The 17198-nt window shown below is 64.5% G+C and carries 19 protein-coding genes and 1 pseudogene; 10 read left to right on the top strand and 10 right to left on the bottom strand.

What is annotated here, in order from left to right; translation table 11 throughout:
• Positions 1-67: 67 nt before the first annotated feature.
• Both ACMGGN_RS14915 and ACMGGN_RS14920 read right to left on the bottom strand, forming a co-directional pair.
• A complete protein-coding gene (locus tag ACMGGN_RS14915) occupies positions 68-598 on the bottom strand; it encodes a hypothetical protein (RefSeq protein ID WP_414156068.1) in 531 nt (176 codons plus the stop codon).
• Positions 599-657: 59 nt separating this feature from the next.
• Positions 658-1182, bottom strand: a complete 525-nt coding sequence (locus tag ACMGGN_RS14920; RefSeq protein ID WP_414156069.1) for an ankyrin repeat domain-containing protein — start codon at positions 1180-1182, stop codon at positions 658-660.
• A gap of 269 nt (positions 1183-1451) precedes the next feature.
• On the opposite strand from ACMGGN_RS14920, the gene ACMGGN_RS14925 reads away from it, so the two are divergent.
• Entirely contained in the window at positions 1452-1724 is a 273-nt protein-coding gene (locus tag ACMGGN_RS14925) for a DUF3509 domain-containing protein (RefSeq protein WP_012313353.1), read from the top strand.
• Between the two features lie 117 nt (positions 1725-1841).
• Here the strand turns inward: ACMGGN_RS14925 and ACMGGN_RS14930 are convergent, their stop codons facing one another.
• From ACMGGN_RS14930 to aroC, 3 genes are all read right to left on the bottom strand, one after another.
• Complete coding sequence (locus tag ACMGGN_RS14930) at positions 1842-2378, bottom strand: oxidase (protein ID WP_251961921.1); 537 nt, start codon at positions 2376-2378, stop codon at positions 1842-1844.
• A complete protein-coding gene (locus tag ACMGGN_RS14935; RefSeq protein WP_046786615.1) occupies positions 2378-3532 on the bottom strand; it encodes an MFS transporter in 1155 nt (384 codons plus the stop codon). The genes ACMGGN_RS14930 and ACMGGN_RS14935 overlap by 1 nt, the downstream gene beginning before the upstream one ends.
• Positions 3533-3681: 149 nt before the next feature.
• Positions 3682-4773 carry a chorismate synthase gene (aroC, locus tag ACMGGN_RS14940; RefSeq protein WP_046786616.1) on the bottom strand — a complete coding sequence of 364 codons (1092 nt, stop codon included), beginning with the start codon at positions 4771-4773 and terminating at the stop codon, positions 3682-3684.
• Between the two features lie 141 nt (positions 4774-4914).
• On the opposite strand from aroC, the gene ACMGGN_RS14945 reads away from it, so the two are divergent.
• Both ACMGGN_RS14945 and ACMGGN_RS14950 read left to right on the top strand, forming a co-directional pair.
• Entirely contained in the window at positions 4915-5877 is a 963-nt protein-coding gene (locus ACMGGN_RS14945; RefSeq protein WP_115272895.1) for an alpha/beta hydrolase, read from the top strand.
• Between the two features lie 81 nt (positions 5878-5958).
• Entirely contained in the window at positions 5959-6747 is a 789-nt protein-coding gene (locus ACMGGN_RS14950; protein ID WP_414156070.1) for a hypothetical protein, read from the top strand.
• A gap of 82 nt (positions 6748-6829) precedes the next feature.
• Here the strand turns inward: ACMGGN_RS14950 and prmB are convergent, their stop codons facing one another.
• Complete coding sequence (gene prmB, locus ACMGGN_RS14955) at positions 6830-7738, bottom strand: 50S ribosomal protein L3 N(5)-glutamine methyltransferase (RefSeq protein WP_254467327.1); 909 nt, start codon at positions 7736-7738, stop codon at positions 6830-6832.
• A 179-nt stretch (positions 7739-7917) separates the two neighbouring features.
• Here prmB and ACMGGN_RS14960 point away from each other — a divergent pair, with 179 nt between their 5' ends.
• From ACMGGN_RS14960 to ACMGGN_RS14985, 6 genes are all read left to right on the top strand, one after another.
• Positions 7918-8508 (top strand): cysteine hydrolase family protein, encoded by a 591-nt coding sequence (locus ACMGGN_RS14960; RefSeq protein WP_046786620.1) that lies wholly within the window; start codon positions 7918-7920, stop codon positions 8506-8508.
• Positions 8509-8597: 89 nt separating this feature from the next.
• Positions 8598-8918 (top strand): hypothetical protein, encoded by a 321-nt coding sequence (locus tag ACMGGN_RS14965; RefSeq protein WP_046786621.1) that lies wholly within the window; start codon positions 8598-8600, stop codon positions 8916-8918.
• A gap of 96 nt (positions 8919-9014) precedes the next feature.
• Complete coding sequence (locus tag ACMGGN_RS14970) at positions 9015-9575, top strand: Smr/MutS family protein (protein WP_046786622.1); 561 nt, start codon at positions 9015-9017, stop codon at positions 9573-9575.
• Between the two features lie 70 nt (positions 9576-9645).
• Positions 9646-10191, top strand: coding sequence for a GTP cyclohydrolase I FolE (gene folE, locus ACMGGN_RS14975; RefSeq protein ID WP_012313343.1), 546 nt, complete (start codon positions 9646-9648; stop codon positions 10189-10191).
• Positions 10192-10248: 57 nt separating this feature from the next.
• On the top strand, positions 10249-10620 hold the full coding sequence (locus ACMGGN_RS14980) for a glutaredoxin family protein (RefSeq protein WP_115272898.1): 372 nt from the start codon (positions 10249-10251) through the stop codon (positions 10618-10620).
• A gap of 25 nt (positions 10621-10645) precedes the next feature.
• Complete coding sequence (locus ACMGGN_RS14985) at positions 10646-11569, top strand: hypothetical protein (protein ID WP_414156071.1); 924 nt, start codon at positions 10646-10648, stop codon at positions 11567-11569.
• A 555-nt stretch (positions 11570-12124) separates the two neighbouring features.
• On the opposite strand, the gene ACMGGN_RS14990 is transcribed toward ACMGGN_RS14985, so the two are convergent.
• On the bottom strand, positions 12125-12727 hold the full coding sequence (locus ACMGGN_RS14990) for a glutathione S-transferase family protein (protein ID WP_046786623.1): 603 nt from the start codon (positions 12725-12727) through the stop codon (positions 12125-12127).
• Positions 12728-12871: 144 nt separating this feature from the next.
• Between ACMGGN_RS14990 and ACMGGN_RS14995 the strand changes: the two genes are divergently transcribed.
• The gene (locus ACMGGN_RS14995) at positions 12872-14062 is read left to right on the top strand and encodes a benzoate/H(+) symporter BenE family transporter (RefSeq protein WP_046786624.1); all 1191 of its coding nucleotides are present in this window, start codon (positions 12872-12874) and stop codon (positions 14060-14062) included.
• Between the two features lie 123 nt (positions 14063-14185).
• Here ACMGGN_RS14995 and ACMGGN_RS15000 read toward each other — a convergent pair whose 3' ends face one another.
• The 3 genes and pseudogenes from ACMGGN_RS15000 to ACMGGN_RS15010 form a co-directional block, all read right to left on the bottom strand.
• A complete protein-coding gene (locus ACMGGN_RS15000; protein WP_404601327.1) occupies positions 14186-15067 on the bottom strand; it encodes a methyl-accepting chemotaxis protein in 882 nt (293 codons plus the stop codon).
• Positions 15047-16126 (bottom strand): annotated as a pseudogene (locus ACMGGN_RS15005) (HAMP domain-containing protein); the annotation flags it as partial. The gene ACMGGN_RS15000 and the pseudogene ACMGGN_RS15005, both read right to left, overlap by 21 nt.
• Before the next feature lie 201 nt (positions 16127-16327).
• A complete protein-coding gene (locus ACMGGN_RS15010; protein WP_115272902.1) occupies positions 16328-17089 on the bottom strand; it encodes an SDR family oxidoreductase in 762 nt (253 codons plus the stop codon).
• Positions 17090-17198 lie beyond the last annotated feature (109 nt).

The raw sequence follows: 17198 nt of genomic DNA on the forward strand, positions 1-17198 counted from the left end.
GTTGCGCTGCTGAATCTTGGGGCCGCTTTGCGGCCCTTCGCGACACAAGGCCGCTCCTACAGGCGATTCAGCTGTGAACGGCCACCTTGAGCGCCTCTAAGGCCGGCTCTACCTTGATACCCAGTTCAACACCCAGCTCCAGCACACGCGCCAGGTCGTTTTTGCCAACCATCACCACTTGCAACTCATCATCGAGCAACTGGCTGAAGTTGAGCAGCACATAACCACCGGCCTCTTTGTTCAGCGCGTCCATCTGCACCTGGATGCGGTTGAGCGCCGTCAACGGCTCGGTACGCGCCAGCTGCTTGGGCTTGAGGGTGAACGGCACGCTCTTGTCGAACGAATCGCTGATGTGCTGGAACAACTCCTGATAGCTGTCGGCCTGGAACACCACGGTGTCCGGCAGGCTGCCAAGCACCACCCACTCGCCCAGCGGGATCGGGAAGCTGTCGTCGTAGTTGATGTCCGGGTTGGCGGCGAGGAAGGCGGCGGGGTCGGCGTAGGCCTGCGCGGCCTCGTCGGCGATGCGCTCGATGTCTTCATCGCGCATGCAGCCGGCGCCGATGAGGCTGATGAATTCGAGCAACTGGTTTTTCATGAAGGGGGCCTGCGACGGGTGAAAAGTCGCCAAGGATAGCCGCAAATGCCCCCAGGCAGTTAGCCGGCCAGCGCCTGCAGGCGCGCTGCGGTATCGGCTGCGCCCATGGTGTGCGCCGCCATCAGCGCGGTGGCGCCGCGCGCATCCTGGCGCGCCGGGTCGGCGCCTTGGGCCAGCAGGTAGTCGAGAATCTCTACACGGTTGAACATCGCCGCCAGCATCAGTGCAGTACGCCCGTCCTGCGCAGCAGCGTCGACCGGCACGCCGTTTTCCAGCAACAGCCGGATCATCGCCAGGTCACCCTTGAACGCCGCACCGGCGATCGGCAGTTGGCCGTTGTCGTTGGCAACCAGCGGGTCAGCCCCCTGGCTCAGCAATACGCGGACCGCATCATGGTGGCCGTGGTAGCTGGCCAGCATCAGCAGCGTGTCGCCTTTGTGGTTGCGCAGATTGGCTGGCAAGCCACTGGCCAAAAGACGCTCGAGCATCTTGGCATCCCCCTGGCGGGCGCACTCGAAGACCTGCTCGGCAAATGCCGCGGTCTCATCATCGGTCATGGCGGCGGGTGCTTGTTGTTCAGACATCTGGAACCTCCTGGCAGAAAAGATTGCCCAAGTGTTTGTCAGGCAAGCCCGGCAGGTCAAAGGTTCAGAATCTATAGCGCCGATAGCCACCGGCCGGCTCGTGCAAAATGCACTGTGCAAAATGCACGACCATGCAGCCTGCACGGCACCACCCTCCCCGAAGCAACCTCAAGGCCTTGAAATTAAAGGATTTTTATCAGAATCAAGTTTTGGCACGTTCACTGCACCTATCAACTCACGTCTGCCCACCAAATCAGTCAGGAGTTGATATGGACCTCATTCAGGAAAAGTTCGTCTCGGTGTTCTCGGCCTACCAGGTCACCACCCAGCCTCGCCCCGATGGCGGCATCCTGCTGACGCTGCGTGCCACCGATGGCAGGGTTACCCGCCGTGTGCTGACCTACGGGCAACTGCACAGCGCCGAACAGCTGTCCTGGGCGATCAGCGCCATTCGCCGCGACCTGGCCGAGCAAGCCAGTGAACTGCCGGTGATCTCGATGCTGCAGAGCCAGCAACGATTCGCGCTGCCGACCTACCGTTGAGTTTTGTCTGCACCGGCCGCTTCGCGGGTAAACCTGCGCCCACAGGTACTGCATTGCCCTTAGGGATGGCGGGGTACCTGTAGGCTCAGGCTTGCCCGCGAGGGGCCGGAGCGGACACTAGAACTCGTCGATCCCAGCGTACGCACGCGCCGTATCGTCCCCGGTAAAGCGCGGCTGCATACCCTGCTCACTGGCATAGAGTCGCAGCGCCAGGCAGAACGGGTTGTCCCCCAGCTCCACCCAGCGCCGGCACCCTGCCGGGATCACCAGCTGGTCGCCTTTTTCACACACCAGCGCATACACATAGTCACCCAGGCGAAGCCCGACCTGGGCGCGACCTGTGACCACGGCAAACACTTCATCAACGTCATGCACATGCTCATCACGCAGGTCGACTTGTGCCGGGTCGGCACCGTCGCGGTTGAGCACACTGAACGCTGCGCAGCCTTGGGCAGTCATCAACCGGTCAAGGTGTTCGCGGCAGGCGCTCATGACCTCATCCTGGCTGCTGCCTGGCCGTATGCGCAGCGCCAGCGCAGCGTGGTCAAAACGCACGCCCTGCTCTGCCAGCGTTGCGGCGATGTCGTCGTGGTGGGTCAGTACCTTGTTCGGCAAGGCCGGGCTGGACGGGTGGAATACACAGAGGATGCTCATCAGCGGCAGGTCCTGGTCGATTTCAAACGAGTGGCAATGATAACGGCTGCCGCGAGCGCTGCGGCGCTGGCCATACCAAAGGTGAAGGTGGGGCCCAGCAGCTTCCAGCTGTAGCCCGAATACAACGCCCCCAGCGCACCGCCGGTGCCCGACAGCGCCGCATACAATGCCTGGCCCTGGCCTTGCTGACGGGCGCCGAAACTGGCCTGGACGAACGCGATGGAGGCAGCATGGAAGCAGCCGAACGTGGCGGCGTGCAGCACCTGGGCGAAGATCAGCACGCCCGGCTCGCCCGCCAGGTTGCCCAGCAGCAGCCAGCGCAGGGCGGCCAGCAGGAAGCTGGCCAGCAGCACCTGCTGCACGCTGAAGCGCGTGAAGATGCGGCTCATGGCCATGAAGATCAGCACTTCGGCCACCACCCCCAGCGCCCACAGCAGGCCGATGGCGCCGCGGCTGTAGCCCAGGTGCTCCAGGTGCAACGTGAGGAAGGTGTAGTAAGGCCCGTGGCTGAGCTGCATCAAGGCCACGCACAGGTAGAAGGCAACCACCCCGGGCGCCCGCAACTGGCGCAGGAAGCCGCCCGCGTCGCGCCGCTCGCCCTGCTCCACCGGCTGGGCATTGGGCACCCACAGGCTGGCCGCGACGATGCCCGCCATGATGGTCACCAGGGCGACCGGGTAGATATCCAGGCTCAGCCATTCGAACAACCGCCCAAGGCCGACCACGGTGAGGATGAAACCGATCGAGCCCCACAGGCGCACCTGGCTGTAGCGCGCCGTCTGCCCGTGCAGGTGGGCCAGGGTGATGACCTCGAACTGCGGCAGTACCGCATGCCAGAAGAACGCGTGCAGGGCCATTACCAGCGCCAGCCAGGCGTAGCTCTTGCCGAAGAAGATCAGCGAAAAGGTGGCCAGGGTACACAGCGCGCCGAGGCGCACGATCAGCAGCCGCTGGCCGCTGCGGTCACCCAGCCAGCCCCACAGGTTGGGGGCGATGCAGCGCATCAGCATGGGGATGGCCACCAGCTCGCCAATACGCGCCGGGGGGAAGCCGAGGTGGTCGAAGTAAAGGGCCAGGAACGGGGCTGTCGAACCCAGCAGAGCGAAGTAGAAAAGGTAGAAGCTGGACAGGCGCCAGTAGGGGATTGGGTTCATCAGGGCTCAGCCAGAATGGGGTATTGCCAGTACCGGCCCTATCGCCGGCAAGCCGGCTCCCACACGGGCAGCATGGGCGCCGGCTTGAACCGGCTCCACAGGTGCAGTGTAGGAGCCGGCTTGCCGGCGATAGGGCCGGTACTTGCGAATCAGAGCTGGCCCAGAACCGGCGTTGCGACCTTCACCTCGGCATTCTGCGCCCGGTGACGCAACAGGTGATCCATCAGCACGATAGCCATCATCGCTTCAGCGATCGGCGTGGCGCGAATGCCAACGCACGGGTCATGACGGCCCTTGGTGATGACGTCGACCGGGTTGCCGTCCACGTCGATGGAGCGGCCCGGCACGGTGATGCTGGAGGTCGGCTTGAGCGCCAGGTGGGCGACGATCGGCTGGCCAGAGCTGATACCGCCCAGGATCCCGCCCGCGTTATTGCTGAGGAAGCCTTCGGGGGTCAGCTCGTCGCGGTGCTCGGTACCGCGCTGGGCGATGCTGGCGAAACCCGCACCGATTTCAACGCCCTTGACCGCGTTGATGCTCATCAGCGCATGGGCCAGTTCCGCGTCCAGGCGGTCGAAGATCGGCTCACCCAACCCTGGCATCACGCCCTCGGCCACCACGGTGATCTTCGCCCCGACCGAGTCCTGGTCGCGGCGCAGCTGGTCCATGTAGGCCTCCAGCTCCGGCACCTTGGCCGGGTCGGGGCTGAAGAAGGCGTTGTCCTGCACCGAATCCCAGGTTTTGAAGGGGATTTCGATCGGCCCCAGCTGGCTCATGTAGCCGCGCACCTGGATGCCCTGGGTGGCCAGGTACTTCTTGGCGATGGCGCCGGCCGCCACGCGCATGGCGGTTTCGCGGGCCGAGCTGCGGCCACCGCCGCGGTAGTCGCGGATGCCGTACTTGTGGTGGTAGGTGTAGTCGGCGTGGGCCGGGCGGAACAGGTCCTTGATCGCCGAGTAGTCCTTGGACTTCTGGTCGGTGTTGCGGATCAGCAGGCCGATCGAGCAGCCGGTGGTACGGCCTTCGAACACACCGGAGAGGATTTCCACCTCGTCCGGTTCCTGGCGCTGGGTGGTGTGCCGGCTGGTGCCGGGCTTGCGCCGGTCGAGGTCGTGCTGCAGGTCGGCGAGGGAGATTTCCAGGCCCGGAGGGCAGCCATCGACAATGGCGACCAACGCCGGGCCATGGCTTTCGCCAGCGGTGGTGACAGTGAACAGCTTGCCGTAGGTATTGCCGGACATGGACGCTCCGCGAGTCTGCCTGAAGTGAACGAGGGGAGCAGTATACGGAAAATTTCACAAGGAATGCTTGCCCGCTCCGGGGGGCTGCAGAACCTTCCCATGAACATTGGGTCAAACGCTCATCTCCCCATGTAGTACCGCCTGATGCCGCGCTTCGTCGCTTTCTTCCTCCTGCTGTGCACCGGCCTTGCCCAGGCAGCCTCACCCACCGTCCTGCAACGCCCTATCGACCTGGACACCGGCCAGGGTGTGCTGCATGGCAGCCTGCTGTTGCCGCAACAGGCCACCCCGCCCCCTGTGGTGTTGATCATCGCCGGCTCCGGCCCTACCGACCGCGATGGCAACAACCCGGCCTCGGGGCGTATCGACAACCTCAAACGCCTGGCGCTGCTGCTGGCCAATGAGCGCATTGCCAGCGTGCGCTACGACAAGCGCGGCGTGGCCGCCAGCCTGCCGGCCACACCCGATGAGCGCGACCTCAGTGTCGAGCGCTACGTCGCCGACGTGGTGGCCTGGAGCCGCAAGCTCAAGGCCGACCCGCGCTTCGGCCCGCTGATACTGGTCGGCCACAGCGAAGGGGCACTGATTGCCAGCCTGGCCGCCGAGCAGGCCGGCGCCAGCGCCGTCATCACCCTCGCCGGCAGCGGCCGGCCCATCGCCGATGTGCTGCGCGAACAACTGGCGCAACGCATGCCGCCCGCGCAACTGGCCCGCAGCAGCGCCCTGCTCGACCGCCTGCAGGCCGGGCAGACCAGCCTGGATGTCCCCGCCCCCCTGCGCCAGGTCTTCCGCCCCAGCGTGCAGCCCTACCTGATCTCACTGTTCCGTCAGGACCCGGCCAAGGCCTTCGCCCGCCTGCCGATGCCTGCGCTGATCATCCAGGGCCGCAACGACGTGCAGGTGGATGTGGCCGATGCCCAGCGCCTGAAGGCGGCCAAACCCGATGCCCAACTGGTACTGATCGACGGCATGAACCACATGCTGCGCATCAGCCCCAAGGCCATGAGCGAGCAGCGCGACAGCTACCTGAACCCTGAACTGCCGCTGGCCCGTGAGCTGGGTGAGCGGGTGGTGACGTTCATTCATCAATTGCCCTCAGCCTGAGGAGATCGCCGCACAATGGCCTCAGGTCCTGGGCGATACGGCCGATAAGCTCGGTATTGGCTTGTATGTGAGAACGCCCTGATGACCGACGCCCCCGCCGCCGTAGAGCCGGCCGAAGAGCCGCAAGCCCCGGACAGCCCAGCGCTGCCCTGGGCTGACCTGGCAGTAGAACACTTTGAGTTGCTGCGCCTGGCGCCGCTGCCCACCGCCCGCAACAGCGGCGCGCGGCCGCTGCGTTTCGTCGAATTCGGCCATGCCGAGCGCCACGACAAGGCGCACAGCCTGCTGCGCATGGAAATCCGCCTGCCCGGGCAGAAGGTGCGCAAAGAGCAGAACCAGTTGGATGTGCGGGTTGACCACCTTGAGCGGCGGGTGAGCATCGGCAGCGACAGCGGCCTGCAGCTGGAGCCACTGAACCGCGGCCTGGGGCGTTTCATGCTGGCCCAGGCCGTGCAGTGGCTGCAGCGCAGGTGGTCGCACTACCACATCGAAGGCATGGCGCTGCCGAACAAGGATGCCCTGAACGAAGACACGCGCCTGCGCCGCGACCGCTTCCTGAGCGCGACCGGCATCGAGGTGGAGTACGCCGACGGGCAGCACCTCAAAGGCCGCACGGTCGAAGCCACGGTGGGCCAGCTCAAGGGCGGCTGGAACAGTGAGAAGGTGCAGCGGGTGGCTATGCTAGAGGCGGCCGGGATGCTGCAGCAGGCCGAGCAGAACCTTCTGGAGAAGGAGGCGCAACTGCGCGAGCGCGATGAGCGGGTGGCCAAGTACCAGCGCGAGGACAGCGGGCTGCGCTTTACCATTACCTGCCTGGTGGCGTTTGCGGTGTTCCAGGCTGGGTTGTTGATCTGGATTGCCACCCGCTAGAGCAAGTGGGCGCATGCCATGGGTGCTACAGCGGCTTTGAGACCGTGCAACGCAAGGCATGCCCCACCCCATCAAGCCCCGATCAAACGCGGGCCTTGAACAGCTCCTGATGTTGCCGGCACTGCTCAGCCGTCAGCATGAACACCCCATGCCCACCGCGCTCGAAGTCCAGCCAGGCGAAGTCGACCTCCGGGTACAGCGCCTCGACATGCACCTGGCTATTGCCCACCTCGACAATCAGCAGGCCCTTCTCGGTCAGGTGCTCGGCTGCCTCGGCCAGCATGCGCCGCACCAGGTCCAGGCCATCGTTGCCGCAGGCCAGGCCCATCTCCGGCTCATGGTGATACTCGGCCGGCATGTCGCCGAAGTCCTCGGCATCGACATACGGCGGGTTGGACAGGATCAGGTCGAAGCGCTGCCCCGGCAGGCCCGCGAAACCGTCGCCCTGCACCGTGTACACACGCTCGTCCAGGCCATGGCGCTCGATGTTCTGGTTGGCCACTTCAAGCGCTTCGAAGGACAGGTCGGCCAATACCACCTCGGCCTCGGGGAACACCTCGGCCGCCACGATACCGATGCAACCGGAGCCCGTGCACAGGTCGAGAATGCGCGCAGGCTCGTTGGCCAGCCACGGCTCGAAGCGTTTTTCGATCAGCTCGCCGATCGGCGAACGCGGTACCAGCACACGCTCGTCAACGATGAACGACATGCCGCAGAACCACGCCTCACCCAGCAGGTAGGCAGTGGGTACACGGTCTTCGATACGGCGCTTGAGCAGGTGCTGCAGGCGTACACGCTCGTCGTCCTCGAGCTGGCAATCCAGGTAGCTGTCGGCGATTTCCCACGGCAGGTGCACGGCGCCCAGCACCAGCAGGCGGGCTTCATCCCAAGCGTTGTCGGCACCGTGGCCGAAAAACAGCTCGTGCTCATGGAAGCGGCTGACCGCCCAGCGGATGTGGTCGCGCAAGGTGCGCAGACGAGATGTGATCACGGGGTACTCCTATTCAGATCTGGACAAAAGTCTAACAGCCCGCACCGCACAAATGTTCCTGCGGATCGCCCAGCGGGTAGCCACAGGCCAGTAACTGCGCCGGTTTCGATGTCAACCATTCCCATTGGCGCCAAGGCAAGGGAGAATAGGTATACAAAAGCCCTTCCAAGGAGCCCTTGATGTCCGTTCCAACCACGATGTTCCGCCTCACTGGCCGCGATTACCCGCCGGCCAAGCTGAGCCAAGCCAGCCTGATCGTCATCGATGCGCAAAAAGAGTACCTCAGCGGTCCGCTCGCGCTGTCGGGCATGGACGAGGCCGTGGCCAACATCGCCAGGTTGCTCGACGCCGCCCGCAAGGCCGGCCGTCCGATCATCCACGTCCGCCACCTCGGTACCGTCGGCGGTCGCTTCGACCCACAAGGCCCTGCCGGTGAATTCATCCCGGGGCTGGAGCCACACGACGGTGAAATAATCATCGAAAAACGCATGCCCAACGCGTTCAAGAACACCAAGCTGCACGAAACCCTGCAGGAGCTGGGGCACCTGGACCTGATCGTCTGCGGTTTCATGAGCCATTCCAGCGTCAGCACCACCGTGCGCCGGGCCAAGGACTATGGTTATCGTTGCACCCTGGTGCAAGACGCTTCGGCGACCCGCGACCTGGCCTTGAAAGACCGCGTGATTCCCGCTGCGCAGATTCACGAGTGCGAAATGGCCGTAATGGCCGACAACTTCGCCTGCGTCGCCCCCACCGCCAGCCTGATCTGAGCCTGGCGAGCTGACCACCGCCCGGCAGCCGGGCGGAACCCGGGGGCCGGTTGCCGGTCGAATTTCTGATGCCCACAGAGGAAATCGGAATGAAGCTCAAAGGCAGTTTCGACGCCAAACGCCTGCGCCAGCGCGAGCCACGCAACTGGGGCGCCCGCCTGGCCGCCGGCCTGTCGGCGCTGCTGGCCACGTTCGGTGTGCTGCTGGCCATGGCCGGCGTCGCCGGGCTGCTCGGTAATTACCCGGCCTTTGCCGAGCTCAATGCCAACCGCCCGCTTTCGATTACCCTGAGCGTGGTCGGGCTGGTGCTCCTGTACCTGGGCGTGCGCTTCTGGCGGCGCAGCCGCATTCGCCTGCGCCGCGGTCGGGAGCTGAACATGTCGCCGCACCTGATGAAAAAGCACGACTGAAGGCTGTGCTGAAGCCCCTTGGCCCTGCCGGCGGCAGGGCCATTGCTGACGCCACAGGGTTGATCGCGTAAACTACGCCGCCCACGTGGAGGCACCATGCAAGACGACGATTTTTCCCTGTTCAGCGCCGAGGTGCGCGGCGTCAAGCCGATCAAGCACGACCGTGCCGAGGTCGGCAAACCCAAGGCTGACCGCAAGCAGCTGGCCGGCCTGCGCCAGGCGGCGACCGTGCGCAGTGACCAGACGTTGGTGATCGACGGCCTGTCCGACCAGTTCGTCATCGACGTGGGTGCCGAAGACGAGTTGATGTGGCGCCGCGACGGCGTGCAGGAAACCCAGCTGCGCAAGCTCAAGCTCGGCCAGATCGCCTTCGAGGGCAGCCTCGACCTGCACGGCATGACTGTCGAGAAGGCCCGCGAAACCCTGTGGGCCTTCATTGCCGAGGCCACCAAGCTGGAAGTACGCTGCGTGCGCGTGACCCACGGCAAGGCCGCACGCCTGGATGGCAAGCGGCCAATGATCAAGAGCCACGTCAACACCTGGCTGCGCCAGCACCCGCAGGTGCTCGGTTTCGCCTCCTGCCAGGCCCGCCACGGCGGTACCGGTGCCGTGTACGTAATGCTCAAACGAACCATGATGGAAGGCCGCGACGAGTAACGCCGCGCTTGCAGCGCAGGCTTTGCCGCCGTAACCTTCGTTTTTGCGATTTTTTCCCACAGGTAGATACATGTCCCTGGAACAGAACTACACCGAGATCCTCAGCCAGATCGGCGAGGACGTCTCCCGTGAGGGCCTGCTCGACACGCCCAAGCGGGCTGCAAAGGCCATGAAATACCTTTGCCGCGGTTACGAGCAGACGCTGGAAGAAGTGACCAACGGCGCGCTGTTCACCTCCGACAACAGCGAAATGGTGCTGGTCCGGGACATCGAGCTGTATTCGATGTGCGAACACCACATGCTGCCGTTCATCGGCAAGGCGCACGTGGCCTACCTGCCCAAGGGCAAGGTACTGGGCCTGTCCAAGGTCGCGCGGATCGTCGACATGTTCGCCCGCCGCCTGCAGATCCAGGAAAACCTCAGCCGCCAGATCGCCGAGGCCGTGCAACAGGTGACCGGCGCTGCGGGTGTGGCGGTGGTTATCGAAGCCAAGCACATGTGCATGATGATGCGCGGTGTGGAGAAGCAGAACTCGACCATGCTCACCTCGGTGATGCTCGGTGAATTCCGCGACAACCCGGCCACGCGCATGGAGTTCCTCGGCCTGATCAAATGATCGGCGCGTGACCCGAGCCGGCCCTGAGGGTCGGCTTTTTATTTTCAGGAGTTGCAGATGATCGTCAAAGCCTTGCGGGTCGGCCTCGGCCAGCTCATCGTGATCGGCGACCTGATCAGCCGCCCGGCCAAGCGCAAGCGCGATGCCGCGGCCCAGGCGCATGTCGAGCAGCAGGCCAAGGGCCTTGCGCTGTACCAGTTCCATGCGTGCCCGTTCTGCGTGAAAACCCGCCGCACCCTGCACCGCCTCAACGTGCCAGTGGCATTGCGCGACGCCAAGAACGACCCAGAGCACCGCCAGGCGCTGCTCGAAGGTGGCGGCCGGGTGAAAGTGCCGTGCTTGCGCATCGAAGAGCAAGGCAACGTGACCTGGATGTATGAGTCCAAGGCAATCATTGCCTACCTGGACAAACGCTTCGCGAGTATCTGAGGCGGTTCTTTGTAGGAGCGGCCTTGTGTCGCGAAGGGCCGCAAAGCGGCCCCAGGAGATCAGCGGCGCAACCGATATCCTGGGGCTGCTGCGCAGCCCTTTCGCGACACAAGGCCGCTCCTACCCCCAGCAAGGTGCAAGTGGCCGCGCTGAACAAAGCCAGGTGGTGATGACACTGGAAGCGCTCAAGGTCGCTATTCACGCCTGTAGGAGCGGCCTTGTGTCGCGAAGGGCCGCAAAGCGGCCCCAGGATATCAGCGGCGCCACCGATATCCTGGGGCTGCTGCGCAGCCCTTTCGCGACACAAGGCCGCTCCTACCCGCTGCAAGGTGCAAATGGCCGCGCCGAACAAAGCCAGGTGGTGATGACACTGGAAGCCCTCAAGGTCGCTGTTCACGCCTGTAGGAGCGGCCTTGTGTCGCGAAGGGCCGCAAAGCGGCCCCAGGATATCAGCGGCGCCACAGATATCCTGGGTCTGCTGCGCAGCCCTTTCGCGACACGAGGCCGCTCCTACCCGCAGCAAGGTGCAAGTGGCCGCGCTGAACAAAGCCAGGTGGTGATGACACTGGAAGCGCTCAAGGTCGCTGTTCACGCCTGTAGGAGCGGCCTTGTGTCGCGAAGGGCCGCAAAGCGGCCCCAGGATATCAGCGGCGCAACCGATATCCTGGGGCTGCTGCGCAGCCCTTTCGCGACACGAGGCCGCTCCTACCCGCAGCAAGGTGCAAGTGGCCGCGCTGAACAAAGCCAGGTGGTGATGACACTGGAAGCGCTCAAGGTCGCTGTTCACGCCTGTAGGAGCGGCCTTGTGTCGCGAAGGGCCGCAAAGCGGCCCCAGGATATCAGCGGCGCCACCGATATCCTGGGGCTGCTGCGCAGCCCTTTCGCGACACGAGGCCGCTCCTACCCGCAGCAAGGTGCAAGTGGCCGCGCTGAACAAAGCGGGGGGTGATGACACTGGAAGCGCTCAAGGTCGCTGTTCACGCCTGTAGGAGCGGCCTTGTGTCGCGAAGGGCCGCAAAGCGGCCCCAGGATATCAGCGGCGCCACCGATATCCTGGGGCTGCTGCGCAGCCCTTTCGCGACACGAGGCCGCTCCTACCCGCAGCAAGGTGCAAGTGGCCGCGCTGAACAAAGCGGGGGGTGATGGCACTGGAAGCCCTCAAGGTCGCTGTTCACGCCTGTAGGAGCGGCCTCGTGTCGCGAAGGGCTGCGAAGCGGCCCCAGGATATCAGCGGCGCCACAGATATCCTGGGGCTGCTGCGCAGCCCTTTCGCGACACGAGGCCGCTCCTACCCGCAGCAAGGTGCAAGTGGCCGCGCTGAACAAAGCGGGGGGTGATGGCACTGGAAGCCCTCAAGGTCGCTGTTCACGCCTGTAGGAGCGGCCTTGTGTCGCGAAGGGCTGCGAAGCGGCCCCAGGATATCAGCGGCGCCACCGATATCCTGGGGCCGCTTCGCAGCCCTTTCGCGACACAAGGCCGCTCATACGGAACCTGTGAGGCCTGCTCAGCCCACCATCGGCACATGCCGAGGATGCGCGGCCACCCGGGCCAGCCAGGCTCGCACACCCGGGTACTCGGCCAGGTCGAACCCACCCTGATGCGCCACATGGGTGTAGGCATACAACGCCACATCGGCAATCGAATATTGCTCGCCCACCAGGTACGGCGTCATCTGCAACTGCCGCTCCATCACCCTCAATGCCTTGTAGCCGCCCTTGTGCAGCTTGCGGTATTCGTCCACGCGCTCGTCAGGCAAACCCAGGTAAAACTGGATGAACCGCGCCACGGCGATGTACGGCTCATGGCTGTACTGCTCGAAGAACTGCCACTGCAGCACCTGGGTACGCAAACGCGGCTCGCTGGGCAGGTATTCGCTGCCATCGGCCAGGAAATTGAGAATGGCGTTGGACTCCCACAGGCAGGTGCCGTCCTCAAGCTTTAGCACCGGCACCTTGCCATTGGGGTTCATCGCCAGAAATTCCGGCGTTTCGGTCCCCCCCTTGAGGATATCCACCGGATGCCATTCATAAGGGCGGTCCAGCAGGCTGAGCATCAGCTTGACCTTGTAACAGTTGCCCGACTGGTAGTCGCCATAGACTTTGTACATCGCCCCTCCCTCCCATGCAGTTGCGCATTCGTGCCCAATAGTTGGCGACTGTACGGCTAAAAGCAATGCCCGCTGTATGGCAAGGATCAACCCGACGCGCGTTAGTCTGAAAAAACTGCTTACACATGGACAAGGACTTACCCCATGACCGATGCCACCTCCGCACGCCTGCGGCCCCTGGCAGACAGCTCAACGTCGGCCGTCGTCGCCGGTTTCATCGCCATGCTCACCGGCTACACCAGCTCGCTGGTGCTGATGTTCCAGGCTGGCCAGGCTGCGGGCCTTTCCACGGCGCAGATCTCGTCGTGGATCTGGGCCCTGTCCATCGGCATGGCGGTCTGCAGCATCGGCCTGTCGCTGCGCTACCGCACGCCGATCACCGTGGCCTGGTCGACGCCCGGGGCTGCGCTGTTGATCACCAGCCTGGGCGGGGTCAGCTACGGCGAAGCGATCGGTGCCTACATCACCTGTGCCGTGCTGGTGCTCATCTGCGGCCTGACCGGCAGCTTCGAACGCCTGGTCAAACGCATCCCGGCATCACTGGCCTCGGCATTGCTGGCTGGCATCCTGTTCAAGATCGGCAGCGAAATCTTCGTCGCAGCGCAGCACCGCACGCTGCTGGTGCTGGGCATGTTCTTCAGTTACCTGCTGGTCAAACGCCTGTCGCCGCGCTACTGCGTGCTGGCAGCGTTACTGGTGGGCACGGCGCTGTCCGGCGCACTGGGTTTGCTGGACTTCAGCAGCTTCAGGCTGGAAGTGGCCACACCGGTGTGGACTACGCCCAGCTTCTCGCTGGCCGCGACCATCAGCATCGGCATTCCACTGTTCGTGGTGGCCATGACCTCGCAAAACATGCCGGGCGTTGCCGTGTTGCGCGCCGACGGTTATCAGGTACCGGCTTCGCCATTGATCTCAACCACCGGCTTTGCCTCACTGCTGCTGGCCCCGTTCGGCTCGCACGGCGTCAACCTGGCGGCCATCAGCGCAGCGATCTGCACCGGGCCGCATGCCCATGAAGACCCAAGCAAGCGCTATACAGCGGCGGTGTGGTGCGGGATTTTCTACGGCATTGCCGGGGTGTTCGGCGCCACGCTGGCGGCGTTGTTCGCTGCGTTGCCCAAGGAGCTGGTGTTGTCCATTGCGGCATTGGCGCTGTTCGGCTCGATCATGAATGGCCTGACGGTGGCCATGAGCGAGGCGCGCGAGCGGGAGGCAGCGCTGATTACCTTCATGGTGACGGCGTCGGGGCTGACCCTGTTTTCAATCGGGTCTGCATTCTGGGGGATTGTGGCGGGGGTGGTGACCCTGTTGATTCTCAACCCGCGCAGGGCCTGACCGAAGGGGTGCCGTACCGGCCCCATCGCCGGCAAGCCGGCTCCTACAGTTACACCACATGCCTTGAAATCAGTGGGGTTCCTGTGGGAGCCGGCTTGCCGGCGATGGGGCCGGTACAGACGTTCACAAACGGAAATGCCCCACCATCCCCTTAAGGTCACTGCCCAACTGCGCCAGCTCGATACTTGACTGCGCATTACCCTGCATTGCCAACGCCGCCTGATCGGCACTGCCCCGAATCTGCGTGACACTGCGGCTGATCTCTTCAGCCACCGAACTCTGCTGCTCTGCCGCCGCGGCAATCTGCTGGTTCATCTGCTGAATCAACGACACCGCCGCCGCAATACTGCCCAGGGCACTTTCGGTTTGCAGCGCATCGGCCACTGCCAGGCGCACCAGGTCGGTACTGCCACGGATCTGCGCCACCGACTGCTGGGCATTGCCGCGCAGGCTGGCAACCAACCGCTCGATCTCCTCGGTAGACTGGCGGGTACGCCGGGCCAGCGCCCGCACCTCATCGGCCACCACGGCAAAACCACGCCCCTGCTCACCCGCCCGCGCCGCTTCGATGGCGGCATTGAGCGCCAGCAGGTTGGTCTGCTCGGCAACGCTCTTGATCACTTCCAGCACATCGCCAATGGTGTGGATCTCGGCGCTCAGGCTGTCGATACCGGCGCTGGCCGCATCCGCCGCCGCCGCCAGTTGCTCGATACGCTGCATGCTCTGGCGCACCACCACCTGGCCCGAATCGACCTTCTCGTCAGCGGCCTGGGCCGCCAGTGCCGCCTCTTCGGCATTGCGCGCCACATCGTGCACGGTGGCGGTCATCTGCTGCATGGCGGTCGCCACCTGCTCGGTCTCCTCCTTCTGGCTGCCCACTTCGCGGTTGGTCTGCTCGGTTACCGCTGACAGCGCCTGGGCACTGCCAGCCAGCTGCTCGATGCCCTGCTGCAGGCCGCTGACGATGCCCGACAGCCCGGCAGCCATCTGCTGCATGGCCTGCATCAACTGGCCCACCTCATCGTTGCGCGCAGCTTCCGCGTCCAGGCTCAACTCCCCGGCAGCGATACGCTGGGCACGGCCAATCACCCGTTTGAGCGGGCCGACCACCGCCCGCGTGATCAACCACCCCGCCAGCACGCCCACCAGCAGCGCCAGGCCGGTAGCCAGGGCGATGGCCACGGCATTGCGCGTCAGCTCAGCCTGCATCGCTTGCTCGTCCGCCGCATAGGCCTGATCGACCCGCTGCGTGGCCTGCTCGGCACGCGCCTGCAGTTGCGCCTTGATACCGTGCTCTTTGCCGAGCAGGTCGGTGTATTCGTTGAGTTTGTCGGAGAAGCTGGTGATATGCCCCTGCACCTCGCCCAGCACGCTCTGGTAGCCCGCATCGCCGACCCCCGCCTTGAGCTGCTCGACCAGCCCTGCCGCCTCAACTGTCTGGGCGATGCGGCCTGCGGCTGCGCCCTCCTCGCCTTTGCGGCTCTGGTCCAGGCGCACGCGCGCCTCGTCCATGGCCTGCAGCATCAAGCGGGATACCTGGCTCACCTGCGCAGCCTGCTCCAAAAACGCCCCGCCTTGCTGGCCTTGTGACTGCTTGAGCGTGTAGGTGCCGTCATCGGCCAGGCCGGCCTGCAGTACATCCAGGTTGTTGGCCACGCTGGAGACCGACCAACTGGCCATGTCCAGCGCCAGCTCCTTGGCCTGCACCGCTTCGACAAAGGCTTCGAAGGCCTGGCCATACGCCGCCAGGTCCGCTTCGGCCGCCGCCAGTGCCGGCAGGCTACGGGCGCGTTCGCTGAGGTTGTGCAGGCCGCTGCGCAGGGCCTCGGCCTCCTTGATATCGGAGCGCAGGGCAAAGGCCTGTTCGTGCTGGCGCAGTTTGAGCAGGTCGGTATTGAACTGGCCCAGCTGGCGCAGGCCACCGAAATGCTGACCGACGCTGTACAGCGCGGCAATGCCGATGGCTGCCACCGCCAGGGTCAGCAGCAATACCAGGGCAAAGCCCAGGCCCAGCTTGCGGGCCATGCCCAGGTTGGCCAGAAAACCCTGCCTGCTAGCCTCCATACCCCGCCCCCTTGCTCTCAGAGTTTGCAAAGGCCAAGCGTGGCAACGATTGCGCTGAACTCACAAGGGCTTGAGTGCGCAATAGTGTCAAATAGCTATGATCGTGTCGTAATCAGCTTGCTGAAGGTCGCCCTGCATGTGAAAGAAAGGCCAGAGCACGGGAACCCTGCCCATGAGCGACATCGATGCGCCAAATGCAGGTCAGATAGCCGTAGCCCCACCATCCACCGTCAGGCTATGCCCGGTAGTGAACGCTGCCCCATCACTGCACAGGTACAGCACCGCACTGGCGACTTCCTCGACCTTGCCGATGCGCCCGACCGGGTGCATTGCGGCGGCGAACTCGGCCTTGCGCGGGTCGGCCTCGTAGGCGCGGCGGAACATGTCGGTATCGATCACCGCCGGGCACACCGCATTCACCCGGATGCGCTTCTTGGCATATTCGATGGCCGCCGATTTGGTCAGGCCAATCACCGCGTGCTTGGACGCGCTGTAGATGCTCATCTTAGGCGCCGCGCCCAAGCCTGCCACCGAGGCAGTATTGACGATTGCCCCGCCGCCCTGGGCCAACAACAGCGGCAGCTGGTACTTCATGCACAGCCACACCCCTTTGACGTTGACGCCCATGATGGCGTCGAACTCTGCCTCGCTGCCCTCGGCCAGGCGGCCCTGCTCGATTTCGATACCGGCATTGTTGTAGGCATAGTCCAGGCGACCGTAGGCCTGAATGACCTGCTCATGCAGCCGGCGCACATCAGCGTCACGGGTCACGTCACAGGCCACGAACAGCGCCTGGCCACCGGCCTCGTTGATCAACGCCACGGTGCCCTCACCACCGACCGGATCAAGGTCGGCCACCACCACCTTGAGCCCCTCACGGGCAAACGCCAGAGCCGTTGCCCGGCCGATACCCGCCGCACCGCCAGTGACCAGTGCTACCTGGCCGGAAAAGGTCATGCTCATCGAATGCTCCAATCATGGGTGCAACAAAGCGCAATTTTTTAATGTGGGAGCCGCGCTTGCCGGCGATCGAGCGCGCAGCGCTCGCCCAGGCCTGCAGGCATTTCTCAAC

The organism is Pseudomonas sp. BNK-30 (assembly GCF_047456185.1).
GTDB lineage: Bacteria > Pseudomonadota > Gammaproteobacteria > Pseudomonadales > Pseudomonadaceae > Aquipseudomonas > Aquipseudomonas putida_E.

Bases quoted from the DNA above. Each gene is read 5' to 3' on its own strand.
- ACMGGN_RS14915 (WP_414156068.1), bottom strand. From the start codon at position 598: ATGAAAAACCAGTTGCTCGAATTCATCAGCCTCATCGGCGCCGGCTGC.
- ACMGGN_RS14920 (WP_414156069.1), bottom strand. From the start codon at position 1,182: ATGTCTGAACAACAAGCACCCGCCGCCATGACCGATGATGAGACCGCG.
- ACMGGN_RS14925 (WP_012313353.1), top strand. From the start codon at position 1,452: ATGGACCTCATTCAGGAAAAGTTCGTCTCGGTGTTCTCGGCCTACCAG.
- ACMGGN_RS14930 (WP_251961921.1), bottom strand. From the start codon at position 2,378: ATGAGCATCCTCTGTGTATTCCACCCGTCCAGCCCGGCCTTGCCGAAC.
- ACMGGN_RS14935 (WP_046786615.1), bottom strand. From the start codon at position 3,532: ATGAACCCAATCCCCTACTGGCGCCTGTCCAGCTTCTACCTTTTCTAC.
- aroC (WP_046786616.1), bottom strand. From the start codon at position 4,773: ATGTCCGGCAATACCTACGGCAAGCTGTTCACTGTCACCACCGCTGGC.
- ACMGGN_RS14950 (WP_414156070.1), top strand. From the start codon at position 5,959: ATGACCGACGCCCCCGCCGCCGTAGAGCCGGCCGAAGAGCCGCAAGCC.
- ACMGGN_RS14960 (WP_046786620.1), top strand. From the start codon at position 7,918: ATGTCCGTTCCAACCACGATGTTCCGCCTCACTGGCCGCGATTACCCG.
- ACMGGN_RS14965 (WP_046786621.1), top strand. From the start codon at position 8,598: ATGAAGCTCAAAGGCAGTTTCGACGCCAAACGCCTGCGCCAGCGCGAG.
- ACMGGN_RS14970 (WP_046786622.1), top strand. From the start codon at position 9,015: ATGCAAGACGACGATTTTTCCCTGTTCAGCGCCGAGGTGCGCGGCGTC.
- folE (WP_012313343.1), top strand. From the start codon at position 9,646: ATGTCCCTGGAACAGAACTACACCGAGATCCTCAGCCAGATCGGCGAG.
- ACMGGN_RS14980 (WP_115272898.1), top strand. From the start codon at position 10,249: ATGATCGTCAAAGCCTTGCGGGTCGGCCTCGGCCAGCTCATCGTGATC.
- ACMGGN_RS14990 (WP_046786623.1), bottom strand. From the start codon at position 12,727: ATGTACAAAGTCTATGGCGACTACCAGTCGGGCAACTGTTACAAGGTC.
- ACMGGN_RS14995 (WP_046786624.1), top strand. From the start codon at position 12,872: ATGACCGATGCCACCTCCGCACGCCTGCGGCCCCTGGCAGACAGCTCA.
- ACMGGN_RS15000 (WP_404601327.1), bottom strand. From the start codon at position 15,067: ATGCAGGCCATGCAGCAGATGGCTGCCGGGCTGTCGGGCATCGTCAGC.
- ACMGGN_RS15010 (WP_115272902.1), bottom strand. From the start codon at position 17,089: ATGAGCATGACCTTTTCCGGCCAGGTAGCACTGGTCACTGGCGGTGCG.